Source organism: Cyanobium sp. PCC 7001 (assembly GCF_000155635.1).
Taxonomy (GTDB): Bacteria; Cyanobacteriota; Cyanobacteriia; order PCC-6307; family Cyanobiaceae; genus NIES-981.
In genome coordinates this window covers 2,451,113-2,474,423 of the sequence record NZ_DS990556.1, presented here as the reverse complement: position 1 = coordinate 2,474,423, position 23,311 = coordinate 2,451,113, and the positions used below count along the sequence as shown (strand labels likewise).

General features: G+C 65.3%; 26 protein-coding genes. 16 read left to right on the top strand and 10 right to left on the bottom strand.

Annotated features, from left to right (window positions below; translation table 11 throughout):
- The first annotated feature begins 52 nt into the window (after positions 1 to 52).
- From psbX to CPCC7001_RS12120, 4 genes are all read left to right on the top strand, one after another.
- A complete protein-coding gene (psbX, locus tag CPCC7001_RS12135) occupies positions 53 to 175 on the top strand; it encodes a photosystem II reaction center X protein (protein WP_006909955.1) in 123 nt (40 codons plus the stop codon).
- A 64-nt stretch (positions 176 to 239) separates the two neighbouring features.
- Positions 240 to 1,169, top strand: coding sequence for a Ycf66 family protein (locus CPCC7001_RS12130; protein ID WP_006910084.1), 930 nt, complete (start codon positions 240 to 242; stop codon positions 1,167 to 1,169).
- Between the two features lie 44 nt (positions 1,170 to 1,213).
- Complete coding sequence (locus tag CPCC7001_RS12125; RefSeq protein WP_006910480.1) at positions 1,214 to 1,750, top strand: hypothetical protein; 537 nt, start codon at positions 1,214 to 1,216, stop codon at positions 1,748 to 1,750.
- 8 nt (positions 1,751 to 1,758) lie between these two features.
- A complete protein-coding gene (locus CPCC7001_RS12120) occupies positions 1,759 to 2,256 on the top strand; it encodes a hypothetical protein (RefSeq protein WP_006910827.1) in 498 nt (165 codons plus the stop codon).
- A gap of 28 nt (positions 2,257 to 2,284) precedes the next feature.
- Here the strand turns inward: CPCC7001_RS12120 and CPCC7001_RS12115 are convergent, their stop codons facing one another.
- Genes CPCC7001_RS12115 through CPCC7001_RS12105 form a run of 3 tightly spaced genes read right to left on the bottom strand, consistent with a single transcriptional unit; the run spans position 2,285 to position 4,906 of the window.
- Positions 2,285 to 2,473, bottom strand: a complete 189-nt coding sequence (locus tag CPCC7001_RS12115; protein ID WP_006911100.1) for a chlorophyll a/b-binding protein — start codon at positions 2,471 to 2,473, stop codon at positions 2,285 to 2,287.
- Positions 2,474 to 2,499: 26 nt separating this feature from the next.
- Positions 2,500 to 4,503, bottom strand: a complete 2,004-nt coding sequence (locus CPCC7001_RS12110) for an ABC transporter ATP-binding protein/permease (protein ID WP_006909627.1) — start codon at positions 4,501 to 4,503, stop codon at positions 2,500 to 2,502.
- A 40-nt stretch (positions 4,504 to 4,543) separates the two neighbouring features.
- A complete protein-coding gene (locus CPCC7001_RS12105; RefSeq protein WP_043369073.1) occupies positions 4,544 to 4,906 on the bottom strand; it encodes a histidine triad nucleotide-binding protein in 363 nt (120 codons plus the stop codon).
- Between the two features lie 97 nt (positions 4,907 to 5,003).
- On the opposite strand from CPCC7001_RS12105, the gene CPCC7001_RS12100 reads away from it, so the two are divergent.
- Positions 5,004 to 6,545: a YifB family Mg chelatase-like AAA ATPase gene (locus CPCC7001_RS12100; protein WP_006909076.1), complete on the top strand. Its 1,542-nt coding sequence runs from the start codon at positions 5,004 to 5,006 to the stop codon at positions 6,543 to 6,545.
- A gap of 24 nt (positions 6,546 to 6,569) precedes the next feature.
- On the opposite strand, the gene CPCC7001_RS12095 is transcribed toward CPCC7001_RS12100, so the two are convergent.
- The 5 genes from CPCC7001_RS12095 to def all read right to left on the bottom strand — a co-directional run bounded on the left by CPCC7001_RS12095 (position 6,570) and on the right by def (position 8,739).
- The gene (locus CPCC7001_RS12095; protein ID WP_043369071.1) at positions 6,570 to 6,767 is read right to left on the bottom strand and encodes a hypothetical protein; all 198 of its coding nucleotides are present in this window, start codon (positions 6,765 to 6,767) and stop codon (positions 6,570 to 6,572) included.
- A 145-nt stretch (positions 6,768 to 6,912) separates the two neighbouring features.
- Entirely contained in the window at positions 6,913 to 7,083 is a 171-nt protein-coding gene (rpsU, locus tag CPCC7001_RS12090) for a 30S ribosomal protein S21 (RefSeq protein ID WP_006172073.1), read from the bottom strand.
- Between the two features lie 62 nt (positions 7,084 to 7,145).
- Positions 7,146 to 7,847: a DUF3747 domain-containing protein gene (locus CPCC7001_RS12085; protein WP_006911248.1), complete on the bottom strand. Its 702-nt coding sequence runs from the start codon at positions 7,845 to 7,847 to the stop codon at positions 7,146 to 7,148.
- Positions 7,848 to 7,930: 83 nt separating this feature from the next.
- A complete protein-coding gene (locus CPCC7001_RS12080) occupies positions 7,931 to 8,131 on the bottom strand; it encodes a hypothetical protein (protein WP_006909426.1) in 201 nt (66 codons plus the stop codon).
- A 5-nt stretch (positions 8,132 to 8,136) separates the two neighbouring features.
- Positions 8,137 to 8,739 carry a peptide deformylase gene (gene def, locus CPCC7001_RS12075; protein WP_043369069.1) on the bottom strand — a complete coding sequence of 201 codons (603 nt, stop codon included), beginning with the start codon at positions 8,737 to 8,739 and terminating at the stop codon, positions 8,137 to 8,139.
- A 55-nt stretch (positions 8,740 to 8,794) separates the two neighbouring features.
- Between def and CPCC7001_RS12070 the strand changes: the two genes are divergently transcribed.
- From CPCC7001_RS12070 to CPCC7001_RS12055, 4 genes are all read left to right on the top strand, one after another.
- Positions 8,795 to 10,753, top strand: coding sequence for a prolyl oligopeptidase family serine peptidase (locus CPCC7001_RS12070; protein ID WP_156796773.1), 1,959 nt, complete (start codon positions 8,795 to 8,797; stop codon positions 10,751 to 10,753).
- A gap of 62 nt (positions 10,754 to 10,815) precedes the next feature.
- On the top strand, positions 10,816 to 11,346 hold the full coding sequence (locus CPCC7001_RS12065; protein WP_050757136.1) for a hypothetical protein: 531 nt from the start codon (positions 10,816 to 10,818) through the stop codon (positions 11,344 to 11,346).
- The gene (locus CPCC7001_RS12060; protein ID WP_006910481.1) at positions 11,343 to 12,230 is read left to right on the top strand and encodes a hypothetical protein; all 888 of its coding nucleotides are present in this window, start codon (positions 11,343 to 11,345) and stop codon (positions 12,228 to 12,230) included. Before CPCC7001_RS12065 ends, CPCC7001_RS12060 begins: the two co-directional genes overlap by 4 nt.
- 94 nt (positions 12,231 to 12,324) lie before the next feature.
- Positions 12,325 to 13,695, top strand: a complete 1,371-nt coding sequence (locus CPCC7001_RS12055) for a hypothetical protein (protein WP_006910046.1) — start codon at positions 12,325 to 12,327, stop codon at positions 13,693 to 13,695.
- 17 nt (positions 13,696 to 13,712) lie between these two features.
- Here CPCC7001_RS12055 and CPCC7001_RS12050 read toward each other — a convergent pair whose 3' ends face one another.
- Entirely contained in the window at positions 13,713 to 14,393 is a 681-nt protein-coding gene (locus CPCC7001_RS12050) for a class II aldolase/adducin family protein (protein WP_006909036.1), read from the bottom strand.
- A 62-nt stretch (positions 14,394 to 14,455) separates the two neighbouring features.
- On the opposite strand from CPCC7001_RS12050, the gene CPCC7001_RS12045 reads away from it, so the two are divergent.
- From CPCC7001_RS12045 to CPCC7001_RS14615, 7 genes are all read left to right on the top strand, one after another.
- Complete coding sequence (locus CPCC7001_RS12045; RefSeq protein WP_006910657.1) at positions 14,456 to 14,830, top strand: hypothetical protein; 375 nt, start codon at positions 14,456 to 14,458, stop codon at positions 14,828 to 14,830.
- Positions 14,831 to 14,877: 47 nt separating this feature from the next.
- Positions 14,878 to 15,855, top strand: a complete 978-nt coding sequence (locus CPCC7001_RS12040) for an integron integrase (RefSeq protein ID WP_006910822.1) — start codon at positions 14,878 to 14,880, stop codon at positions 15,853 to 15,855.
- A gap of 193 nt (positions 15,856 to 16,048) precedes the next feature.
- Positions 16,049 to 16,459, top strand: coding sequence for a GFA family protein (locus CPCC7001_RS16070; RefSeq protein WP_050757135.1), 411 nt, complete (start codon positions 16,049 to 16,051; stop codon positions 16,457 to 16,459).
- 137 nt (positions 16,460 to 16,596) lie between these two features.
- Positions 16,597 to 16,812, top strand: coding sequence for a 4-oxalocrotonate tautomerase family protein (locus tag CPCC7001_RS14135; protein WP_006910812.1), 216 nt, complete (start codon positions 16,597 to 16,599; stop codon positions 16,810 to 16,812).
- Positions 16,813 to 16,980: 168 nt separating this feature from the next.
- Positions 16,981 to 18,243, top strand: a complete 1,263-nt coding sequence (locus CPCC7001_RS15295) for an ATP-binding protein (protein ID WP_043370075.1) — start codon at positions 16,981 to 16,983, stop codon at positions 18,241 to 18,243.
- Between the two features lie 104 nt (positions 18,244 to 18,347).
- A complete protein-coding gene (locus CPCC7001_RS14130) occupies positions 18,348 to 19,037 on the top strand; it encodes an SDR family oxidoreductase (RefSeq protein WP_050757134.1) in 690 nt (229 codons plus the stop codon).
- A gap of 134 nt (positions 19,038 to 19,171) precedes the next feature.
- The gene (locus CPCC7001_RS14615; RefSeq protein ID WP_006911502.1) at positions 19,172 to 20,785 is read left to right on the top strand and encodes an AAA family ATPase; all 1,614 of its coding nucleotides are present in this window, start codon (positions 19,172 to 19,174) and stop codon (positions 20,783 to 20,785) included.
- A 477-nt stretch (positions 20,786 to 21,262) separates the two neighbouring features.
- Here the strand turns inward: CPCC7001_RS14615 and CPCC7001_RS12030 are convergent, their stop codons facing one another.
- Complete coding sequence (locus tag CPCC7001_RS12030) at positions 21,263 to 22,885, bottom strand: FAD-dependent oxidoreductase (protein WP_006910966.1); 1,623 nt, start codon at positions 22,883 to 22,885, stop codon at positions 21,263 to 21,265.
- Positions 22,886 to 23,311: the final 426 nt, after the last annotated feature.

The window sequence follows — 23,311 nt, the reverse complement described above, 5'->3', positions numbered from 1 at the left end:
GCCGCCGCTGCCTAGGATCTGCCGACGCTCAACGCCGACCTGCGGCTGCGCCATGACCCCCTCCCTCGCGAATTTCCTGAGCAGCCTCGTCTGGGGCGCTGTGATCGTGGTGGTGCCGATCTCCATCGCTCTGGTGCTGATCAGCCAGAACGACCAGGTGGATCGCCGCCTCTGAGCTGGTCCGGGCCCCGTCCCTGGACGCCTCCCTACAGTGCCTGGTAGCACCAGGATGAGTCCCCGTGGTTAATGCCAGCCTCAACTGGGCCAGCATTGTCGGCATCGTGCTGGCGGTGGGCGGAGCGCTGCTCTATTTCATGCGCAGCTTCAAGCCGGCACTGGCCCGCGACTACGACGTGTTCTTTGCCGCCGTGGGCCTGCTCTGTGGCGGCATCCTCTTCTTCCAGGGCTGGCGGCTCGATCCGATCCTCCAGTTCGGCCAGTTCCTTCTGGCCGGCACCACCGTGTTCTTCGCCTACGAGAGCGTGAGACTGCGGGGCGTGACCACCGAGCAGGCCCGCCGCTCCTCCTACTTCGACGACGACGAACCCGCCCCCGTGGGCCCGTACCGCCCCCGCATGGGTGGCCGCAGCTGGGACGACCCCGAGCGGGAGCGCTTCGACGAGCCTGAACCCCTGCGCCGGCGCATCCCCAGCCGCGAACCCGAGGAAGACCTCTACCGCATGCGCCGGGCCAGCCGGGCCGCCATCCCCGAGCGGGCCGCCAGCCGCCGCGACGAAACCCCAGGCTGGGACAGCGGCAGCGCCGCTCCCGAGCCGAGCCGCTACACCGCCGGCGGCGGCCGCGGTGCCAGTGATTTCGGCGCCCGCCGCCGGGAACGGGACAACCAGCCGGAGCCCCGCCGGGGCTCCAGACCCACCGCCGCCGCCGAGGCTCCTCCCCGCTCCAGCCGCCGGCCTGCCGCCGCTGGCGGTCGCCCCGGCAGCGCGCCGGGGTCCGCCACGCCCGAGCGGGCGGGCATTCCCCAGGGCACGCCGATCCGCTCCACCGCTGCCGGCGGCCCCCGGCCTTCGGCCCCGATCAGCGACGCGGACTTCAGCCCGATCAGCAGCAGGCCGGCCCCCACCCCCACGGGTCGTCCGGCGGCAGGCCCGGCCCAGGAGGCACCCCGCTCACGGCCGCGGGACAACGCCTCCCGCTTCGACGACTGAGCCCCTCCCGACTGAGCCCGTCCCGCTTCCGCTGGCCCCTGCTGGTGTTGCTCGGCCTCAGTCCTGCCCTGGTGGGCTGCAGCAGCGGCTGGCTGGGCAGGCGCCAGGCCGCACCCGTTGGCCTCAGCCCCGGCAGCAACCGCCTCGATCCGGCCCTGAGCGGCAATGGCCGCTACCTCGCCTCGGTGCTCGAGGAGCGGGGCAGGGTGCGGCTGGTGCTGCAGGAACAACCGGGCGGTGCGGTCGTTCCCCTGCGCCACTGGCGCGGCCGCGAACCCCACAGCTCACCCTCCCTGAGCTGGAACGGCCGCTATGTGGCCGGTCTGATGCAGCAGGGGCCCCGGCGGCTGGCGGTGGTGGAAGACCGGTTGACCGGGCGGCTGCTGCGCCTGCCCCTGCCCGGCCAGGGATCACCCGTGCGCCTGAGCCTGGCCCCTGATGCCGGCCGCCTGGCGGTGCAGGTGGTGAAACAGGGCCAGTGGCAGGTGGAGGTGCTCGACCTCAGCGGCGTGCTGGAGCCCGATCGTCCCGGGGGCACGACCGCTGTGGGGGGCGGGCCGGACCGAGGGGAGGCCAACTGATGCCAGGGATGGCCCGCTCTGCCGGCAGGCGCTGGGCCCTGGGCCTGGCCGCCGCACTGCCGCTGGTGCTCGGCGGCTGCCTGGATGGCCAGCCGCGGCGGGATGGGGCCCTGGGCCGCCAGCTGGCGCCGCTGGGCAGCCTGCGCGACCCCTCCCTGGGGGACACCTGGCTGGCCCTGATCAATGGCAGCGGCGGCCGTGAACGGGTGGTTCTGATCGATCTGCGCGGCCGCAGGCCGGTGCCCGTGCCGGGGCTGAACCGGCCGGACGCCCAGCCGATCAGCGTCTCCGTGGACAACCGAGGCGATCGGCTCGCCCTGGTGCGGCAGCTGGAGGGACGCACCGAACTGGTGCTCTACCGCCGCTCCTCCCAGAGCCTGAGGCCGATCCCGATGGTGCCGGCCGGGGTGCCGCGGCAGGTGCAGCTGCGGGCCGATGGCCGGCAGCTGGCCGTGCAGGTGAGCCGCAACGGGCTCTGGCAGATCGATCTGATCCCGGTGCCCTGAGCCGGCCAGCTTCTGGGAACAGCCAGCTTCAGGGCACCAGGCCGGCCCAGTGCAGGAATGTGTCGCCGCTGAGCGCCTCGATCACCAGCACCGCCAGGAACCCCACCATGGCGAAGCGGCCGTTGACCCGCTCGGCGTAGGCGCTCCAGCCGAAGGCGGGAACGTCCCCGGTGGTGGCGCTGGTGCTGGGAGCGGGGGTGGCGTCGGCGGAACTCATCAGCTCAGGTCTCCGGTGGCATCCGCTCAGGCGGAATGGCCAACGGTATAGCTGGCGGCCGGCATCAGACGCCAGCCGCCCTGGCCGTCGAGCTCCAGCACCGTGTCATGGAAGGCGGTGAGGGTGGGCCGGTGCCCCACGCTCACGAAGGCCATGTCCCGTTCCAGCAGCAGCTGGTAGAGGTGGCGCTCGGTGGCCACATCGAGGGCGCTGGTGGCCTCGTCGAGCACCACGAAGCGGGGCCCGTTCAGCAGCAGCCGGGCGAAGGCCAGCCGCTGCTGCTCGCCCAGGGAGAGCAGCCGGGGCCAGTCCTGCTTGATGTCCAGATCCGGATAGCGGTGCACCAGCTCGGGCAGCCGCACCTGCTCCAGCACATGGCGCAGCTGCTCGTCGTTGAAGCGGCTGGGGGGCAGCGGGTAGCAGAGCTGCTCCCGCAGGCTGCCCAGCAGCATGTAGGGCTTCTGGGGGATGAACAGCAGATCCCCCTCCGGCGGGCGCTGCACGCTGCCGGAGGGGGCAGGCCAGAGCCCGCTCACCAGCCGCAGAAACGAGGTCTTGCCGCAACCGGATGGACCCACCACCAGCAGACGCTGATCGCGGTCGATCTCGAGGCTGAGATCGCGGATGAGGGTGCGGCTCGAGCGCGGTGGCACCAGATCCACGTGGCTCAGCAGGATGGCGTTGCCGGAAGAGGGCGCAGCCGTGGGAGAAGCCCCGGAAGCAGCGCCGTTCAGGGCGCCATGGGCGCTGCTGCTGATCTCGTCCACCTTGCCCTGGAAGCCCTCGAGACGGCTGATCGAGGCCGAGAAGGACGCCAGCCGGTCGATGTTGTTGACGATGTAGCTGACCGAGAACAACACCTGGGAGAAGGCGATGCTGGCCTGGCCGAACACGCCGAAATCCACCTCCCGGGCGAAGTAGATCGGGGCGATCACCAGCCAGGGCAGGAAGCGGGAGAAGTAGTCGTAGGAGCGCTGGATCACGCTGATCAGCGCTTCCCAGATGATCAGGCGGTTGTAGTTGCGGATGGCGCCACCCAGCCGCCGCTCAGCCTCCTTGGATTCCTGCTGCTCACCGCGGTAGAAGGCGATCGATTCGGCGTTGTCACGGATGTGGACCAGGCCGTAGCGGAAGTCGGCCTCAAGCTTCAGCTGCTGGTAGTTCAACGACACCAGCTTTCGGCTGGCGAAGATGATCAGGGCGGTACCGCCCACCGAATAGATCAGCAGCCACAGGGCCAGCTCGGTGCTGATGCTCCAGAGCACCAGGATGAAGCTGAAGAAGGTGAGCAGCGCCGAGAGCACCTCCACGGTGACGCTGAGGCTGGTGGCGGTGAAACTGGCCGTGTCCTGGGAGATCCGCTGGTCGGGGTTGTCGATCTCCTCGGCCGACTCGTCGTTGGGGTTGAGGATGTAGTAGGCCCGGTTGGAGAGGTAGCGGGTGAGCAGCCGGCCGCTCAACCACTCCCGCCACAGCAGCCCCAGCCGGGGAATGAGGTAACTCTGCATCGCCCGGATCGGCAGGGCCAGAACCAGGCAGAAGGCATAGATGCCGACGATCTTCCAGAAGTTGTCCTGGTCGTAGGCCACCAGGGAATTGTCGACATTGCGGGCGATGTAGCTGATCCCCACATTGATCCCGTTGATCACCAGGATCAGCAGGATGATCACCCCCAGCAGCAGCCAGGGCAGCCAGCGCCCCTGACGCAGCTTGCCCCGGAAGGCGGCGAAACAGCCGAGGCCCGCCGCCATCAACACCATCACGCTGAGGCCGATCGGCCCCCGCCAGATCGCGCCCACCTGCTCGGGCACCCCGGGCAGGAAGCGGCTGCGCAGCACCGGAATCAGGGCACCGGAGAGGGCCACGGCACCGGTGAGCAGCAGCAGGGTCACGCCCACCACCACCACGAGCAGGGCCACCACCAGCAGCAGGAACTGCCAGCTGCGCGTGTCCTCCACCGGCAGGAAGTAGGGCTGGGCCAGCCGCTGCAACTTGCCCAGCTGACGGCGAAGGGCCTGGAAGGGGATCATGGAGCCGTACGGATCCAGGCATTGTGACTGGTCTGGGGACTCAGCCGGGCGGCCAGGCCAGGGGCCGTCCCCCGATCACGTGGACATGCAGATGGAACACGCTCTGACCGGCGGAGGCGCCGCTGTTGATCACCGTGCGGAAACCCTCCAGCCCCTGCTCCCGGGCCACCGTGGCCGCCACCAGCAGCAGGTGGCCGAGCAGGGCGGCATCCTCGATCTGGGCTTCCGCCAGGCTCACGATCGGCCGGCGGGGAATCACCAGGATGTGCACCGGCGCCTGGGGCGCCACGTCCCGGAAGGCGAGGCACTGCTCGTCGGCATACACCTGGTCACAGGGGATCTCGCCCCGCAGGATCCGCCCGAAGATCGTGTCCTGGGAAGGCTCGGGCACGGCACTCGACATCGGTTCCGGAGCAGCGACGGTGGCGGCGGTGGAGGGGTCCACTCAGGCCGCCTGGGACAGCCGTGGCACTGGGCAGGCAGACGAGCCCCACCGATCGATGTTGGCACGCTGCAGCAGTGCGGCCCTGCGGGGCCTGGACGCCCACCAGGTGACGGTGGAGGTGGACATCGGTCCCGGGCTGCCGGCCCTGCAGATGGTGGGTCTGGCCGATGCGGCGGTGCAGGAATCGCGGGAGCGGGTGCGCTCCGCCCTGCGGCACAGCGGCTTCCGGGTGCCCCTCAGCCGGGTGGTGGTGAACCTGGCCCCGGCGGATCTGCCCAAGCAGGGCCCGGGCCTCGACCTGCCCATCGCGCTCGGGCTGCTGCTGGCCAGTGGGCAGCTCCAGCCGGCAGCACTCGAAGGGGTGTGGAGCCTGGGGGAACTGGGCCTCGACGGGCGCCTGCGGCCGGTGCGGGGCCTGCTGAGCGTGGCGCTCAAGGCCCAGGAAGCCGGAGCCCGGGGACTGCTGGTGCCGGCCGGAAATGCCGCCGAGGCGGCCCTGGTGAGCGGCCTGTGCGCCTGGGGAGCCGAGAGCCTGGCCGAGGCGGTGCAGCTGCTGGGCCATCCGGATCCACCGGCGGCCCGGCCTGCCGCCCAGTGGCCTCAGGCCCCATCCCGGAGTGGAGCCGATCTGGCGGATGTGCAGGGACAGGGCCACGGGCGCCGGGCCCTGGAGATCGCCGCGGCCGGTGGCCATCACCTGCTGCTGGTGGGCCCGCCGGGGAGCGGCAAGACGATGCTGGCCCGCTGCCTGGCCGGGCTGCTGCCGCCGCTGCGGCGCAGCGAGGCACTCGAACTCACCCGGATCCAGTCCGTGGCCGGGCTGCTGCCGGAAGGGGTGGGCCTGGCACGGGCCCGGCCCTTCCGCAGCCCGCACCACAGCTGCTCCGGGGCCGCCCTGGTGGGCGGTGGCGCCAATCCACGCCCCGGCGAACTGGCCCTGGCCCATCACGGTGTGCTGTTCCTCGACGAGCTCACCGAATTCCGCCGGGAGGTGCTCGACCTGCTGCGCCAGCCCCTCGAGAGCGGTGAGATCTGGATCCACCGGGCTCGCCACAGCGCCCGCTTTCCCTGTGCCATCAGCCTGGTGGCGGCCACCAACCCCTGCAGCTGCGGCTGGTTCGGCGATCCGCAGCGGGAGTGCAGCTGCGGGGAAGCGGCGCGCCTTCGCTACTGGAGCCGGCTGTCAGGACCGCTGCTGGATCGGCTCGACCTGCAGGTGGTGATGCGTCGGCCCGATGCCGGCAGCCTTGGCGACGCCTACCGCAGCACAGCGGCCGGCTGCAACGAGGCAAGCGCCCAGGTGGCCGCCAGGGTGCAGAACGCCCGCCGGCGCATGGCCCGGCGCAATCCGGGCGGGCTCAGCAACGGGCGTCTGCCCACCACGGAGCTGCGCCCGGTGCTCCAGCTCGAGGCCAACGCCCTGGAACTCTGGGAGGCGGCCCTGCGGCAGCGGCGGCTCACGGCCCGGGGCGGAGAGCGCCTGCTGCGGGTGGCCCGCACCATCGCCGACCTGCAGGGAGACGACACCATCGCTGCGGCGGCGGTGGCTGAGGCCCTCACCTACCGCAGCTTCGATGGTCTGGAGGTCGGCGCCTGATGCAGCCAGGACTCGCGGTGGATCTCAGCGGGCCGTCCGATACGGACGATCGCAATAGGGCTGCACGCCCACCAGCGGGGGTTGCAGCCGGCGCTCCTCCTCGGGGTTGCCCATGGCGTGGATCAGGCTTTCCCCGAACCAGGCGAGAAAATCACCCCCGAGCGCGATCAAGGCCCCGATGCGGCCTGGGGCGAAACGGGCTGTGGAACGCAGGTCGTCCATGGCGGTCACCGGGAAGGTGCTTCCATCCTGGACCTGGCCAGAGGGTTATGGAACCGGTGTTTCTACCCGTTGAGATCCCCCGTTGAGATCGCCCGTTGAGCACGAGCGAGCCCAAGCCAGCGACAGGGCGCAGGGCTCGCCCTGCTCAGCGGCGGCGACGGCGCTGCTGGGCCTTGCGCTTGTACTTCTCGGTGGGGGTTTCGTGGTGACGCAGACGCTTGAGGTCAGCGAAGATGCCCGCCTTGGACACCTGGCGCTTGAAGCGGCGAAGTGCCGATTCGATTCCTTCGTTTTCGCCGACGGTGACCTGGGTCATGTAGCGGGATTGCACGCACAGAGTTGCCCACCATAGCAACGGGCCTCACTGGGACCTGCCGCTCAGCCGCCGTTGGATTCGGGCACGGCCGGAGGGGTCATCGGGTCCGGCCCGGGCTGGTCAGCCAGCTGATCCGGCCAGGAATCCCGGTAGATGTAGATGTGGCCCAGGGTGCGGCCCTGGTAGGAGCGACGCTTCAACTGCCAGCCGGATTCGAACACCAGCTGCAGGAAGCCGCTGCCCGGGCCCTGGGTGCGGGCCACCACCATCTCCGGCCCGGCTCCGGGCTTGGTGGGCACCGCCAGCAGCAGGTTGTCGTTGCTGCTGCGCACCACGCTCAGGCGGTAGCTGGAGCCCAGATCGGTGCCGCCGACCCGCACGGAGTAGCCGTTCGCATCGATGAAGCGGCCGCAGATGCCGGTGAAATCGAAGGTGGACAGCAGCGGGTCCACCAGCCCGGGGGCGCCCCCGTTCACCGCGAAGCAGGGGCGGGTGTCGCGGATCTGCTCATAGATGTTCAGCTGGGCTCGCTCCCCGTTGCCGATCGGAGCGGCCACCAGCACGAAGCTCTGGGGGTTGAGATCGATGGCATCGAACAGGGCCGCGGCCGCCGCGGGCTCGATGGCACCGCCGAGAGCCAGCGGCGCCAGCAGGGCCAGCGACCATCGACGTGCCCTCCCTGCCATGGTGCCGATCGCGCTGCGGGCCTGGAGGGGTGGCAGTGCGGAGAACTCCATCACGGCTCGGACCGGAACGGTGGTCATCGTATGCAGCCTGACCACCCCCAAACCAGGGGGTGAGGGCCAGACGCCGGGCTGTTCGGTGGGGCGCCGCTCAGGCCCGCTGTTCAGGCCGCCGGCTTGTTGATGCGGATGGCCACCAGCAGCGTGGCCAGGGTTCCCGGGGCGCAGAGGCCCAGGATCCAGCGGGTGGTGGACACACCGAGATCGGGGTCGCCGTAGGCCAGCTCGAACACCGAGCCCGTGGCGGCGATGCCGAGCAGGCAGGCCAGGGCGAGAAAGACTCCCGCCAGGGGCTTCATCGGCATGGGGTTCAGCGGATGGTGTGGACGGCGTTGCGATCGAAGCCCTGCTGCTTCAGTTCCTCGTTGAGGCTGATCTCGTCGGTGACGCGATCCACGAACAGCACCCCGTTGAGATGGTCCATCTCGTGCTGGATGCAGCGCGCCAGCAGGCCGTCGGTGCGCAGTTTCTGGGGGCGGCCCATCTCATCGCGGAAGCTCACCTCCACCGCCGTGGGGCGCACCACATTGAGGTAGACCCCGGGAATGCTGAGGCAACCCTCCTCATAGGTGTCGAGGGAGCCACCGAAGGAGCGGATCTCGGGGTTGATCAGCACCATCGGCGGGGTGGCCGGGTTGTCGGGATCCAGATCGATCACCAGCAGCTGCTTGTGCACGCCCACCTGGGGAGCGGCCAGGCCGATTCCCTTGGCGGTGTACATGCTGCGCAGCATGTCGCGGGCCAGCTCCCGCACCGCCTCATCCACCTTGCTGATGCGGCGGGCGGGCGTGCGCAGAACCGCATCACCCAGGGTGTGGATCTCCAACGGGGGCTGATCCACGGGCTCCTTGGGCACCTGCACACGGCTGGACAGTTCCGCCGAGCGTGCCATCTGGGCGAAGCTGCGAGCCAACGATCGATCTCTTCAACGTGATGTCAACTTTAGGGCGCTTCGCCCTGGCTCCGGTTTGACCTCCACACCGGTTTTCCCACCCCTGAGCGCGGCCGCCGTCGTGGGGGCCGCCCCGAGCCTCAAGGAGCCCCTGCTCTGGCGGGGGCACCGCTTCTGGCTGGAGCAACGGCCCGCGGAGGAAGGACGCACCACCTTGATCCTGCGCCCCCGCGGATCGGCGGCGGCGATCGAGCTGACGCCAGCCCCCTGGAACCTGCGCAGCCGGGTGCACACCTACGGCGGCGGGGTCTACGCGGTGGGCGACGGCCGCAGCGACGGAGCCGGCCCCGCCCCGGCCGCCCTGGTGTTCGTGCATGACGGCGACCGCTGCCTCTGGCATCTGCCCCTGGACCCGGCCACGGGCCTGCCCCAGGGCGCCCCGACCCGCCTGACCCCGCCAGCGGAAACCCCCGAGCGCGCCTTCGGCGACGGCCTGATCGATCCGGCGCGGCAGCGCTGGATCGGCGTGATGGAGATCGAGGGCCGCGACCAGCTGGTGGCCGTGCCGCTGCAGGGGGGAGAGCCCCAGCCGCTGCATCAGCCTGCGGACTTCTGCGGCTACGCCTGCCTGAGCCCCGATGGGGGCCACCTGGCCTGGGTGGAGTGGCAGCAGCCCTGCATGCCCTGGGAGCGGAGCCGTCTCTGGCTGGCGGCGGTGGGCCCGGACGGCACCCTGCAGCAGCCCCGGCCGGTGGCCGGTTCCGCCCCGGGCGACCGCCGGGCCATCGCCGTGTTCCAGCCCCTCTGGATCGGCCCCCGCCAGCTGGTGGTGGCCGAGGACAGCAGCGGCTGGTGGAACCTCCAACTGCTGGATCTGGAGGGGCTGGATCCGGAAGGAGCGGCGGGCTGGCAGCCGCTGCTGCCGATGGCGGCGGAGTTCGCCATGCCCCAGTGGGTGTACGGGATGCGCACCACCTGCTGGGATGGCCAGCAGCTGGTGGCCGCGGCCTGCCGGGAGGGGCGCTGGGAACTGGGCCGGGTGGCCCACACAGGGCCGGCGGCCGGGAGCGCCGCTGCCTGGAACCCGATCGCCGTGCCCTTCGACGATCTGGCCGGCCTGAGTGCCGAGGCCGGCAGCCTGGTGGCGGTGGCCAGCGATCCCACCACCCCCCAGGGGCTGCTGGACCTCGAGCTGGCCAGCGGATCCTGGGGCCACACCCCCGTGGCTGCGTCACCGCTGCCGCCCGCCGCCATCACGCCGCCGCAACCGCTCTGGTTCGCCGGCCATGGGGGCAGGCGCACCCATGCCTGGTTCCATCCCCCGGCCGGAGGCGGCCATCCCCAGGCTCCTCTGCTGGTGAAGGGGCACAGCGGCCCCACCGGCATGGCCCGCCGCGGGCTCAGCCTGGCGATTCAGTACTGGACGAGCCGCGGCTGGGGCGTGGTGGATGTGAACTACGGCGGCTCCACCGGCTTCGGCCGGGCCTACCGGGAGCGCCTCGATGGCCAGTGGGGCGTGGTGGATGTGGCCGACTGCGCCGCGGCCGCCCGGGCCGTGGTGGATGCCGGCCTGGCCAGCCCGGATCGGATCGCCATCGAGGGCGGCAGCGCCGGCGGCTTCACCGCCCTGGCGGCGCTGTGCTTCACCGACGTGTTCGGCGCCGGTGCCAGCCGCTATGGGGTGGCCGACCCCGCTGCCCTGGCGCGGGAGAGCCACCGTTTCGAGGCCCGCTACCTCGATGGGCTGATCGGCCCCTGGCCGGAGGCCAGCGCTCTCTACGAAGCACGCTCACCCCTGGCCCATGCCGCGCGAATCCGCTGCCCGGTGATCTTCTTCCAGGGCCTGGAGGATCCGGTGGTGCCGCCCGAGCAGACCGAGCGGATGGCGGCGGCGCTGGAGGCCAACGGCATCCCGGTGGAGGTGCGGCGCTTCCCCGGCGAGGGGCACGGCTTCCGCAGCGCCGCCGTGCAGGTGGAAGTGCTGGAGGCCACCGAGGCGTTCTTTGCCCGTCACTTTGGATTGCGCCAGCCCTGAACGGCGCTGCCGCCGCTGCCGGGCCCGGCTATCAAGAGCGCAGTGCCGTCCGGGAGCCACCGATGAACCGCCTGCTGCGCTGGGGCCTGGCCCTGGCCGTGGCCTCCGGCCTGCTGATCGGAGCGCTGCTGCTCCTGCCGTTCTCGCCCTGGATGCCCGGCGGCACCGTGGGCGACATCCCCACCAGTGCCGTGGTGAACGGCAGCGCCTTCAACCGCCTGTTCCCCACTCCCGGCCCCGGCGAGGAGCTGGTGTTCACCCAGGAGAAACGGGGCTTCAGCCAGGCCCGCCTCAAGCAGGGCGACACCGCCCTGGCGCTGCTCGCCATCTCCGACACCACCACGGCGCCGGAAGCCCGCGAGAAATTCCAAAGCAGCAGCGACAGGCTGAAGGGCTGGCCCCTGGTGGAGCAGGGGGAGCAGGCCAGCGCCCTGCTGGTGGCCGAGCGCTTCCAGGTGAAGGTGATCGGCCAGGGGCCGGGCCTGGATCCCACCCAGCGCCATGAGCTGCTGGAGGCCTTCGACCTGCCGGGCCTGGCGGCCCTGCCCCGCCGTGACCAGCCCACCCTCACGCCCGCCCCTGATCCCGCATGAGCCGCACCGTTCTGGAACGCCTGGAGCGCCTGCCGAAGCGCAACCTCACAGTGCTGGCCATCAAGGGCATCAGCACGCTGGTGCCGGGGGGCTGGCGCAATGTCACCGATCCCGAGGAGCTGATCGCCGAGGTGCTGGGCAGCAGCGACCCCGCCCTGATCGCCCAGGTGCGGGCCCGGGCCGACACGCTCAGCCGCGCCCGCCACGAGGGCTACGGCCGGGCGATGAGCCTCTACGACGCCGTGAACCGCTCCCAGAAAGCCGCCGGAGGCCTGCGGCTGGCGGCGAACGTGGGTGCAGCCCTGCCGCTGATCAAGGGCCTGGCCAACCTCACCCCTCCCACCGACACCCTGCAGGCCACGGACCTGGCCCTGAAGGTGTCGGCGGAGCTGCTCGCCTTCACCCAGGTGAATGGGCTGCCGGGCGACAGCTTCGGCGACTTCACCGCCTCACTGGCGGAGTACGCCGGTGAGGCCCGGGTGCGGATGGCGGCCCTGGTCTGCTTCGATGCCCTCCTGCCCCTGGGGGATCGGGCCCTGGAGCGCCTCGACGCTCTGCTCGGACAGGTGGGCGGCGGCGATCTGCAGCAGCTGCCGGGCTACCGGGCGATGGCGCCCCTGATCCCGGGGCGGGGCGAGCAGGCCCATGTGGGCTTCCTGCGGCGGGGTGTGGAGTCGTGGGTGGGCTGGGCCGGAGGCCTGGTGAGCAGCCTGGGGCTCAGCGGCCAGAAGGCCGTGCAGGCGCTGGAATCCAGCCTCGGCCCCTGGCAGGGACGCTTCGAGCAGCTCGCCACCTTCCTCGATGCCTTCACGGACACCTACCAGCACACCGGCACCCAGGCCGTGGCCCGGCGGCTGGTGGAGCGGGCCGCGGCGGAGATCTGAGCCGCCAGCCAGGGTCCAACCCGGAGGTCAACAATGCGGCCCGCGCGGCTGCCATGACTAGGATCCGGGCTCCCTTTCCCTTGAAGGCCGCGCCATGAGCCTTCTGGCGCAGGAGGCCCCCGGCTGGCTGATCAACGCGGGCTGGGTGGCTGCCGCCCTGGCCCTGCTCAGCCTGCTTCTGCTCCTTGCCCGCGCCGTGTCCCACCGGCTGTCGCTGGTGGTGTGGGGCATTCCGGAGGCGCTGCTGGCGGGGGTGCTGGGGCTGCTGATCTCCCAAGACGGCCCGCTGCCCCTGGTGCCCGAGCCCGTGATGCGGGTGTGGGCGGAGCTGCCCCAGGTGCTGCTCACCCTGGTGTTCGCCTGCCTGATGCTCGGCAAGCCGCTGCCGAAGCTGGCGGGGCTGTGGCGGCCGGTGAGCGGCCAGATCTCCCTGGCCCTGGTGCTGGCCTTCGGGCAGTACGTGGTGGGCGGCCTGGCGGTGCTGCTGGTGCTGGGCCCGCGGCTGGGGGTGAGCCCGATGATGGCCTGCCTGATCGAGGTGGCCTTCGAGGGAGGCCACGGCTCGGCGGCGGCGATGGGCCCGAGCTACGCGGCGCTGGGGTTCCCGGGCGGACAGGCCCTGGGGCTCACCCTGGCCTCGGCCGGCCTGGTGGCCTCCACCCTGGTGGGGGGCCTGGTGGTGCTGCTGGGGCGGCAGCTGGGCTGGCTGTCGGTGCACCCCGAAGACCTGCGCCAGCCACCCCGCACCGGCAGCCTTGAGCAGCCCAGCCACCCGGGAGCCGCCGCCTGGCTGGTGAATCTGGCCCTGGCGGGTTGCGCCGTGCTGGTGGGCCTGGCCCTGCTGGGAGGGCTGCGGCTGATCGGCGGCTGGGTGGGCGGGGGCGTGGAGACGGTGGTGGACGACCTGCCGGTGTTCCCCTTCGCGATTCTCGGATCGCTGATCACGCGGCTGCTGCTCGAGAGCAGCGGCCAGGCCCACCAGGCCCTCGCCCCGATCCAGACGCGGGTGAGCACCACCTCCGCCGATCTGCTGATCACGGCCGCCACCGCCGGCCTGGACCTGGGCCTGCTCCGGGCCGACTGGCTGCCGCTCTCGGTGCTGATCGCCGCGGGGCTGGCCTGGAACCTGGCGGTGGTGCTGCTGCTGGCGCCGCGCATCCTGCCGCGCGACTGGTTCGAGCGGGCCGTGATCGAGTTCGGCCAGGCCACGGGGGTGTCGGCGAGCGGCCTGGTGCTGCTGCACATGGCCGACCCCTTCGACCAGAGCACGGCGTTGCCGGCCTTCTCGATCAAGCAGCTGATGCTGCAGCCCTTCCTGGCCGGTGGGGTGATCACCGTGGTGGCGCCGCTGGCGGTGGCCGGCTGGGGACTGCCGGTGTGGACCGGGGTGTGCCTCGGCCTGGTGCTGATCTTCGCCACCACGGGCCTGGTGCTGGCAGGCACGGCACCCAGGCCGGCGGCCTGAGGGGAGCGGGGAGGGGCTCAGCGGCCGTAGTGCAGCGCAGCCATGCGCTCGGCCACCCGCCCCATCTCCTCCAGCGAGAGCTGCGGCGGCTCCCCCAGCTGCAGCGCCTGCAGGTACATGTGGGCCAGGGTTTCCACCTCGATCGCCAGCCGCAGGGCCTGGGCCAGGCTGCCGCCCAGGCACACCTGGCCGTGCTGGGCCAACAGGCAGGCGCGGCGATCCTCCAGCGCCTCCAGAGCAAGATCCGAGAGCTCCTGGCTGCCGAAGGTGGCGTAGGGGGCGCAGCGGATATCGGCGCCGCCGGCGATCACCACCATGTAGTGGAAGGGGGGAATGGGGCGCCCGTGGCAGGCCAGGGCGGTGGCCTGGATCGAATGGCAGTGCAGCACCGCCTCCACATCCGGCCGGCAGCGGAGCAGGTCGGCATGGAGCCGCCACTCCGAGGAGGGCCGCAGGGTCTGGTCCGGGGCGTCGCCGGCGCTGGCCTCAGGCGCCGCCAGCGGATGGCCGTCGAAGCCGATGGCCAGCAGATCGCCGGGGGCCATGGCGTCGTAGGGCACACCGCTGGGGGTGATCAGCAGCCCGCAGGGGATCCGGGCCGAGAGGTTGCCGGAGGTGCCCTGGTTGATGCCAGCAGTGCCCATCGCCCGCGCCGTGGCCACCAGCTGCTGTCGCAACTCCTGCTCTGTGGCCGCCATGGCGAAGCATCCCTGAGCGGCTGAGGCTAGGCAGGAGGTGTGACATCTTCCCCGCCCTCACCATGCACCTCCTTCCCAGGGCTGGAGCCATCGCGGCGCTGGCGCTACTCGCCCCAGGCCCTCTGCCGGCCCAGCCCACCCGCACCTACACGCCAGACGGCTTCGAATTTCCGCTCAGCACCCCCCGCTTCACCTATCACTTCGCCACCGGCAGCCGCAGCGGAAGCCGCTTCGAGGGCACCTGGTTCGCCGAAACGGTGGAAGGGGTGCCCTCCGATCAACGCATCGACAGTGCCTCTGTGGACACCAAGCCGGGGCAGGAGTCGGTGTTTTTCACCCTGGCCCCGACCCGCACCCCCTGGCCCCCCGGCCTCTACCGGCTGGAGATCCGCGCCGACGGGCAGCTGGTGCATCAGGAGCGCTTCGTGCTGCGCTGATGGCGCCTGGAGGCGCGAGGCAAACCTGAAACAGCCCCAAGCCGTCGATGACCATGACCCCCGAGGCCAAACCTGCAGGCCTGATCCAGCGCTATCGGGAGGAGCTGCAAACCCGCCACTACGCGCGGAGGACGGTGAAGACCTATGAGCTGTGGTTGAGACGGTTTCTTCGTTTCCACAACCTGCGGCATCCCCGGGAGATGGGCAGCGCCGAGGTGAACAGCTTCCTCACCCACCTGGCGGTGGACCTGCAGGTGAGCCCCTCCACCCAGAACCAGGCCCTGGCAGCGCTCCTGTTTCTGTACCGGGAGCTGTTGGATCGTGACCTCGAGCTGGATGGCGTGGTGCGCGCCAGGAACCGACGCCGGTTGCCGGTGGTGCTGAGCGAGGCCGAGGTGCGTGCTGTTCGCGACCACCTGGAGGGGGATCCGGCCCTGGTGGTGGGACTGCTTTATGGGAGCGGCCTGCGCTTGATGGAAGCCCTGCGGCTGCGCGTGAAGGATCTGGACTTTGAACGGCGGGAACTGTCCGTGCGGGATGGGAAAGGGGGTAAAGACCGACTCACCCTGCTGCCCCAGAGCCTGGTGGCAGACCTGAAGCACCACCTGCTGGGTGTGCGCAGACTGCATAGGCTGGATCTGGCTGCCGGGTGGGGCCAGGTGCTGATGCCCCATGCCCTGGCAAGGAAGTACCCAAACGCCGCTCGGGAGTGGGCCTGGCAGTGGGTGTTCCCCCAGGAGCATCGCTGGCACGATCGAACCTCAGGCACCCAGGGACGCCACCATCTGGATCCGAGCCTGGTGCAGAAAGCCGTGAAGCGGGCAGTTACTGCCGCTGGAGTATCCAAGGCAGCAAGCTGCCACACGTTCCGCCATTCGTTTGCCACCCACCTGCTGGAGCGCGGCCAGGACATCCGCACGATCCAGGAATTGCTGGGCCACAAGGACGTAAGCACCACGATGATCTACACCCACGTGCTCAACCGTGGGCCGCTGGGCGTGCGCAGCCCCGCCGACATTCTGTAGCCAGCAGAACATGTGGTTTGCGGACCCGTGAACCACGGCTAGATTTACGATCCATCTTGTTAAACCGATTGGCGCATGGGGATTCAGCGGGATCCGAACAGGGCTTCCTTCTGTGGTTATCGGAACGCGAAGGGGCCTGGAGCGTGGTTCACGGAACCCTCCAATGACTAGTTAGGCGTTTAGGATGTAAGCCATGACCGAAGTCAATTTGAGCGGCAGCTGCCTGTGTGGAAAGGTAAAATTCTTCATAGCGGCTGAGCTGGAAGAGTTTTACTTTTGTCATTGCCAACAATGTAGAAAGCTTTCAGGAACGGCGTTTGCCTCAAATATACTGGCAAAGCCTTCGCCGATTGTTTGGCGATCTGGTTCGGAGCTTATAAGACGCTTTGATTATCCTGGCGAGAGGTCCTTTACCCGGGTATTCTGCGGTAACTGTGGATCAGCGCTTCCCTTCTTAAACAAAAGGATGTCGTCTCTGATCATCCCAGCGGGAAGTCTTGACAGCGAGGTCTCAATCCTGCCAGACAAGAATATCTTTTGGGATGACAAGGCGCCTTGGCTTGACGCAGGCACTGCAGCTCAACGATTTATTGGCTTTCCATAATGGATCTAGCTCGTTTAGAGTTTAACTGCTCTAGCTTCTGATTTGTCTCATTGCATGCCCTTTTATCAGCTGACCTAGGCCGTTTAGGTTGCAGCCACAACCCTCGCTAAGCTTTAGAATCTCGAGTTGGAAGCCCCATGCCTTATGTCAATGTGCAGATCACTAAAGGTGCCACGCGCGAGCAGAAGGCGCAACTGGTGAAAGATATTACGGATTCTCTTGTTGCTGTACTAGGCAAGAAACCCGAACACACTCATGTCGTAATTCAGGAGATTGAGTATGAAGACTGGGGCTTTTCAGGGTTGCTTACTGACGAATGGAACAAAGGACAGGTCACAGCAGCTGACGCCTAACATCAAGATTCAGCGGACGGGGGCAGAGATTCTATTCACTGCAAGGGCCTTATCCCGCCGCTGATCTTGGGCGTTAGCTGTTTTTGACTCCTCTTCAGGGCCCAGTGCGAATTCCCGACCAAGCCGCTACGATGCCACCATAAGTATTTTCCACGGAGATTGATGAGTATGGCCGAATACCGTTTCACAGACGTGTTCGTGCCGGGCGGATTTCCACGCCACACATACAATCCCCGCCTTGAGTTGCAGCTCGAAGAGCGCGTGGGGCAAGTGAGAGATAACTTGTGCAAACTGGTAATCGTTACCGGCCACACAAAGTCAGGCAAGACCGTGTTGGTACGCAATATCTTGCCTCGCGAGGACTCAATCTGGGTTGATGGCGGTGCAGTGGGAGAAGAAGACGATTTTTGGACAACAGTCATTGATCAGCTTTCACTCTTTCAAGAAGCGGAAATAGGGCAGGAAAAGGTGGTTGGAGCGGAGGTCGCTGCCAAGGGAACAGCCGGAGCGAACTTTCTAATTGCAAAGGGCGAGGGAGAAGTAGGTGGCAGTATGTCCACAGGGCGAACGACCACATCTAGCAACACACGATCTGTATCCTCTCGCGTCATCGCTCTAAAGGGGCTAGCGGAGGCTCGCAAGCCATTGATCGTTGATGACTTCCACTATCTTCCGCGCGAGCTACAAGGTGGGATTGTCAGAGCCCTGAAGCCGCTAATTTTTGACGGCCTGCCAGTAGTACTAATCGCAATACCTCACCGTAGATACGACGCTCTCAAAGTTGAGCGTGAGATGACTGGCCGCATCCTTCCTGTTGAGATACCTTCATGGTCGCCTGCCGAACTTGCCTATATTCCATCTACAGGCTTTCCACTATTGGACAGTGCACTATCGGATAGGCTAACTGAGGAACTGGCCGCGAATTCAATAGGTAGCCCACATCTCATGCAGGAGTTCTGTCGTGAGATCTGCCGTGTTCGTGGAATTACGACATCCTTTAACGGAGAGACCGCAGATACTGATGCAGAGGGAACTAACAGAGTTTTCGTTGAGACTGCTGAGACGATTGGCCGTCCTATTTTTGAAAAGCTAGCTCGAGGGCCGAGGCAGCGTTCTGACCGAATTCCGCGCCAGCTTAAAAATGGCAGCGAGGTAGACATTTATGGGCTTGTTCTCCACGGTCTAGCCTTCCTGAAACCGGGCCTCGTAACGATTGAATACGAAGAGATGCGAGCTGCAATTCGCGAGGTGTCTGCTCAGTCACCGCCGCAACTTCAAGAAGTCGCGAGAGTATTGAAGCATATGTCAGATATAGCTGCAACTGATCAGAGTTCAACTCCTGTAATCGACTTTGATGAAGAGGATAAGCTTTTGCATGTAACTGATCCGTTTTTTGCGTTCTATTTGAGGTGGGGCAGCTTGAACAGCTAACAAGCCCCTCGAGTGGCCAGGACGCCAACGGCTCTCTGCTGAGACGCCATACGCTCATTTCCTGCCACTCAGGGGCAGCGTTAGGCACACCTGAAACTCCTGACATGGCAAACGTCGCGATCATTGGAGGCAGCAGAGGGATTGGGGAGGCTGTTGCGCGACACCTCGTTGCAAAATCAGAACGAGTATTGTCTGTATCGCGCTCTGTCTCAAAGTATGGCGAGTGGATTAAGGCTGATGTCTCGACTCCTGAGGGAGTCAGTACTGTTGCAGACGCTGCTGGGGAAGGAGTCCTAGATTCTCTTCTCTACATGGGAGGCACTTGGGAGACAGATGCCTTTACGTCATCATATTCATTTTCAAGTTGCTCTGATGATGACATTGCTAGAGTTCTAAATGTCAATCTCATGGCACCCATCAGAATCGTAAAGGCATTGCTGCCTGCTTTGAGAAAGTCCAGCAATCCGAAGATCATCTTCATGGGAGCTCTTTCCGGGCGTGATAACTTTCCAAGCAGAGAGGTCGCAAATTCTGCTTCGAAGTTTGGGCTCCGAGGTGTGGTCCACTCTTTGCGAGAAGAGCTTCGGCCTGACCGGATATCTGTGACAGTGATCAATCCAGGTAATGTGGGAACTCCAGAGGTGCTTTCGGACCTGGCAGAGATTGGAGCTCCCGCAACAGATGCGATTCCGCTTGAAGATCTACTTATGATTATCGACTGCGTTCTGTGCTTATCCCGCCAAACCTGTATCAAGGAGATTGATGTGCCTGCCATGTCCAGCAAGGGTGCCTAACATCACCATGCACCTGAGCCGCCACCGTAAGTTGGTCCCTGTTGGGCGAAGCTATTTGCGGCCAGGTGATGGTGAGCGTTCGGCGAACATTGCCGCGACACGGATGCAGACCCAACCTTTCATGATTACCTGAGATGCCATTTTCGTTATCGATCCCTACCGGCAAGCCTTCGGGCCCTCTTACACTGTCGGTGAACGTAGGGGAAATGGTCTTCATACTGGGTGCCAACGGTACTGGGAAATCAAGTCTTATGCAGGCATTTGCTTCAGCCAGCCAAGACAAGACGCGACGAATCACCGCGCATCGCCAGACTTGGTTTCGATCTGGATCACCAGAATTCACCGGCAGGCAACGTGCCGAGTATGAGCAGAATGTGTTTCATCATGATCGGCAGATAAATGCACGATGGATGGACGATTACTCAGAGCAGCGTGCTCAGATGGCAATCTATGACCTAGTTAATTCTGAAAACGTTCGTGCTCGACAAATCACGCGGGCCGTCGATGCTAAAGACACTAATGAAGTGACCAAGCTAGCCGCCAAGGATGGAGCATTTTCAACCTTGAACCGCTTAATGCGGCTAGCCAATCTCGACATCTCAGTGTCAGTCGAAGGGAACGACGAGATCATGGCGTCTAGGAACGGCAGTCAGTCATATAGCATCGCCAAATTGTCCGACGGAGAACGAAACGCGATCCTCATTGCCGCCAACGTGTTGACGGTGCCAGCGGGAACACTTCTCCTTATAGATGAGCCGGAGCGGCACTTACATCGTTCAATCGTATCCCCGCTTTTGACACTATTACTTAAGGAAAAGCCCGAATGTGCATTCATCGTATCTACGCACGAGCCTCTGCTCCCAATCGACAATCTTGGCTCAAAGGTATTGCTGACGCGCTCCTGCGTTTACGAGGGAGACACGGTTAGTGCTTACGATATCGATTTACTGGAGAACTGCACAATAATCGATGACGATCTGAAGCGAACTATCCTGGGTGAACGACGAAAAATCGTATTTGTCGAGGGTGTCGAGCACAGCCTTGACAAGCCTCTTTACAGCTTACTTTTCCCGAATGCATCGATCGTAGCCAAGGGTAGCTGTCGTGAGGTTGAGGATGCGGTTGTTGGCATCAAAAACACAAGTGAACTTCACTGGGTAAAGCCCTTCGGTCTGGTTGATAACGACTCGTCTGAGCCCGAGCGAATCGCCGACCTGCAGGCCAAGGGCGTGATTCCACTAAACGTGTATTCAGTTGAATCTATCTACTATCATCCCGAAGTTCAGAGACTGGTTGGCGAGAAGCTCGCGTCTGTGGTAGGCGGCGATTTGGGAGAAAAGCTTGAGAAGGCAAAGGTCGATGCCATCAAGGCGATTAGTGAAAATGCCAAGCATCTCAGCGTACGGATCGCAGAAAAGTCTGCGCGTTCGCAGGTCTTCTCACTTCTGCCGAAGAAGGGTGAGGTAGCAGCGGGGGGTAAACGTACTGCAGAAATCGACTTTGCGAAGTGTGCTCAAGATGAAGAGGCGCGTATTCAGGCATTAGTCAGTGCATCTGATTTCGTCGGGGTGCTGCAGAGGTATCCCATTCGAGAGTCTGCAGCGCTTGACGCCATTGCCAAGGCTCTCAGCTTTGCGAATCGAACTCAGTATGAAGCCGCTGTTCAGAATCTGTTGGTGCATGACGCAGCGGCCGTGAGTCTTGTCCGAGGCTTACTTGGGTCCTTCCCAGCTGATCTAGTCGCATAGGTGCTGTGTGTGTCGCCGAACAACACCATCCACCTGAGCCGCCCCCAAATTAACTTGACTAGAATCAGCGACTCCCTGCGTCCAGGTGATGGTGAGCGTTATCGGCAGCGCTTAAAGGATCATAACCAAATTTCCAGCGTTGCTGAATTTGATCAAGTGAACGCCTTGATCGATCAGGAATCTGCCAGCAGATCACCAAGAAGCTTATCAATCATCTGAATTCGCCACATGAAGCAACCATCGATCGGTTGTCCTCTGCTTCATGAAACCTGTTCCATGCCCCTTGAGAGGTTTCCGCTCGTACAATCGCACTCCTCCCTCCAGAAACGATGATGTCGAAGCCGTTCACCAGCACTCGGGTGGGATACCAGGTGGCCAGATCGGCGCTGTCCTGATCAGGGCAGCCCAGGGTGGAATGCCGCCTGTGTCGATTCCGCATCGAGGCGCTGCTGTCCGAACCCTTCAGTCCAACACGCGCTAGGAGTTGAACCAGGGCAGCTTCAGACCGAGGGCTTCGATTGGATTCATCACGAGCTTGTTGAGAGCACGGCCTAGAACGACTTGTGGCTCGTCTGCTCGAATCGGGAGAACGGGATGCGAGTGATCGGCACCGTTGACAACCTTGCGCCTGATCAGGGAGTTCCCTGCCTCCAGCCCGCACACATAGGCGCGTTCCTGACACAGACCCTTGGCTCCGTGTTCGTGGTCGCCAATCCGCACCCAGTCGCCAGCGCAGACGATCGTCTCCACTGAGGTTTCCATGGGTGGCCGCTTTCTGAAACTGCCCGGAGAAAAAAGCGACACCGAACCTGGATAGCGCCGTACCTCGGAATCAACCACCCTGGCATGGATGAATTCTGGATGCGCGATGGGAAGAAGGTCACCCGTGAGCCGATCGATGATCTCCTGGTCGCTCATGGCTGCGATGGCCGTTGCGTTGTAAAAGTCGCTGGCCACCACCGAGCCCTGGGGCTGCTCCTCACCCCAGAGAGCCTGCTGCGCATCCTTGTGCAGCTGATCCAGCATGAAAAACGTGGCCCCAGAGCCCTTCAGTGATTCAAAGCGGGAGAACACGTTGGCTGGGTAAGCGGCTGGAACATAGCGATCCAGCCATAGACGTGCTGACACGACATCGATGGAACCAAGCGAAGCAGCGTCAACAAGCTCTGGAACTGCCTTGCTGAGGTCTGGTGATTGATCCATCAGAGACTTCAGACCCTTTGCACCAACGGCCAAAACCACAGCATCCACATCCTCAATCACCTGAACTGTGTTGGTTGCCAGGTTCTGAAGTTCAACCGAGCGGATGCGCTGCGAGTCAGACGACATGGTCACCCGGCTCACCAACGTTCCCCCAAGGACCTGCAGATGATGGCGGGAGATCAGCCTTCGGCTCAGAGGCGAAAACAGATGTTCGGCGATGCTCTTCGACTTGATCCAACGGACATCAAAGGAGTCCTGGTGGGCCAGGGCGTAGTAATAGAGGAGCTCCATCGTGACCGCGGCCGAAAGCTCTTCGGGCGGCTTGAACAAGCCAACCAGCAAGGTGGGGCGCAAGAACTCATTGATGAGCCGATCACTGATGCCGAGCTTGACAAAGAGTGATTGCGCATCGAGATCATCGTACTGTTGGAAAGTCTTTTCGCTGCGATAGAGGTCAAGCATCGTATAGAGAAGCCCTGCGATGCTGAGCCGGTCTTGAATGGGTAGTCGTGTGAAGTTGGTGATTGTTGCCACCATCTGGCCAAGGGGGCTGGGCCATTGGGGTGCCGCTCCAAAGACAGGCGCTGTTGCTTCCAACCCATCGGGCGACCAGAAGGCACTGGTTGTGAAGTCAGTGAAGATATCACCAACGTCGAGTTCATCGGTGAGGGCATTGATGTTTGGATAGTCTTTCCAAAAACCTCTGGTGCCTGCCTCGAACGGTTTACCGCTTTTCGTTGTGATTGGCGTACGGCCTGTTGGATCAGGCATCCCATCAATCAAGCTGACACGAATACCGGCTTCACAGAGTGCCTTGGCTGCGCCCCAGCCAGCCCATCCGGCTCCGATGACGACCACATGGGATCGACTTCCGCCGGGCATGGTCTCCTCTGGCATGGCTCCGATGCACGTTGGCTCATCTCCCGCAACTTACTCAAAGCGTGATGGAGCTTGCCGGTCCGTCGCACCCTGATCGCCTTGGTGCGTTCTCGTTCGGTTGCGCTGATCAGCCCATACCCCCTCTGCTCGAGAAGGCGCGATATCCCTCTGGTCCTCTCGGAGATAGTGGAAAGCCAGATGCAGACCGCGTCACAGTTCACTGCGACGGGCTCATCTTTAGAAGACGTTGCAATGAATGCTGAGCCCAAGGCTGATCCATCAAGATGGAGGAATAGGAACGAAGGAGCAGTCCCCTTGAGCCAGGCCTCAGCGCGGCTTGGGTGTTGTGGGGGCCTGGACCGGTCGGCACAAGCCCTGGCAGCAACGGTTCACCAGGCGGTCAAGACAGGCAGGCCGTGAGACGTGTGAGCAGGCAAGGGAGAG

Bases quoted from the DNA above. Each gene is read 5' to 3' on its own strand.
- psbX (WP_006909955.1), top strand. From the start codon at position 53: ATGACCCCCTCCCTCGCGAATTTCCTGAGCAGCCTCGTCTGGGGCGCT.
- CPCC7001_RS12120 (WP_006910827.1), top strand. From the start codon at position 1,759: ATGGCCCGCTCTGCCGGCAGGCGCTGGGCCCTGGGCCTGGCCGCCGCA.
- CPCC7001_RS12115 (WP_006911100.1), bottom strand. From the start codon at position 2,473: ATGAGTTCCGCCGACGCCACCCCCGCTCCCAGCACCAGCGCCACCACC.
- CPCC7001_RS12110 (WP_006909627.1), bottom strand. From the start codon at position 4,503: ATGATCCCCTTCCAGGCCCTTCGCCGTCAGCTGGGCAAGTTGCAGCGG.
- CPCC7001_RS12105 (WP_043369073.1), bottom strand. From the start codon at position 4,906: ATGTCGAGTGCCGTGCCCGAGCCTTCCCAGGACACGATCTTCGGGCGG.
- CPCC7001_RS12100 (WP_006909076.1), top strand. From the start codon at position 5,004: ATGTTGGCACGCTGCAGCAGTGCGGCCCTGCGGGGCCTGGACGCCCAC.
- CPCC7001_RS12095 (WP_043369071.1), bottom strand. From the start codon at position 6,767: ATGGACGACCTGCGTTCCACAGCCCGTTTCGCCCCAGGCCGCATCGGG.
- rpsU (WP_006172073.1), bottom strand. From the start codon at position 7,083: ATGACCCAGGTCACCGTCGGCGAAAACGAAGGAATCGAATCGGCACTT.
- CPCC7001_RS12085 (WP_006911248.1), bottom strand. From the start codon at position 7,847: ATGACCACCGTTCCGGTCCGAGCCGTGATGGAGTTCTCCGCACTGCCA.
- CPCC7001_RS12080 (WP_006909426.1), bottom strand. From the start codon at position 8,131: ATGCCGATGAAGCCCCTGGCGGGAGTCTTTCTCGCCCTGGCCTGCCTG.
- CPCC7001_RS12065 (WP_050757136.1), top strand. From the start codon at position 10,816: ATGAACCGCCTGCTGCGCTGGGGCCTGGCCCTGGCCGTGGCCTCCGGC.
- CPCC7001_RS12060 (WP_006910481.1), top strand. From the start codon at position 11,343: ATGAGCCGCACCGTTCTGGAACGCCTGGAGCGCCTGCCGAAGCGCAAC.
- CPCC7001_RS12055 (WP_006910046.1), top strand. From the start codon at position 12,325: ATGAGCCTTCTGGCGCAGGAGGCCCCCGGCTGGCTGATCAACGCGGGC.
- CPCC7001_RS12050 (WP_006909036.1), bottom strand. From the start codon at position 14,393: ATGGCGGCCACAGAGCAGGAGTTGCGACAGCAGCTGGTGGCCACGGCG.
- CPCC7001_RS12045 (WP_006910657.1), top strand. From the start codon at position 14,456: ATGCACCTCCTTCCCAGGGCTGGAGCCATCGCGGCGCTGGCGCTACTC.
- CPCC7001_RS12040 (WP_006910822.1), top strand. From the start codon at position 14,878: ATGACCATGACCCCCGAGGCCAAACCTGCAGGCCTGATCCAGCGCTAT.
- CPCC7001_RS16070 (WP_050757135.1), top strand. From the start codon at position 16,049: ATGACCGAAGTCAATTTGAGCGGCAGCTGCCTGTGTGGAAAGGTAAAA.
- CPCC7001_RS14135 (WP_006910812.1), top strand. From the start codon at position 16,597: ATGCCTTATGTCAATGTGCAGATCACTAAAGGTGCCACGCGCGAGCAG.
- CPCC7001_RS15295 (WP_043370075.1), top strand. From the start codon at position 16,981: ATGGCCGAATACCGTTTCACAGACGTGTTCGTGCCGGGCGGATTTCCA.
- CPCC7001_RS14130 (WP_050757134.1), top strand. From the start codon at position 18,348: ATGGCAAACGTCGCGATCATTGGAGGCAGCAGAGGGATTGGGGAGGCT.
- CPCC7001_RS14615 (WP_006911502.1), top strand. From the start codon at position 19,172: ATGCCATTTTCGTTATCGATCCCTACCGGCAAGCCTTCGGGCCCTCTT.
- CPCC7001_RS12030 (WP_006910966.1), bottom strand. From the start codon at position 22,885: ATGCCAGAGGAGACCATGCCCGGCGGAAGTCGATCCCATGTGGTCGTC.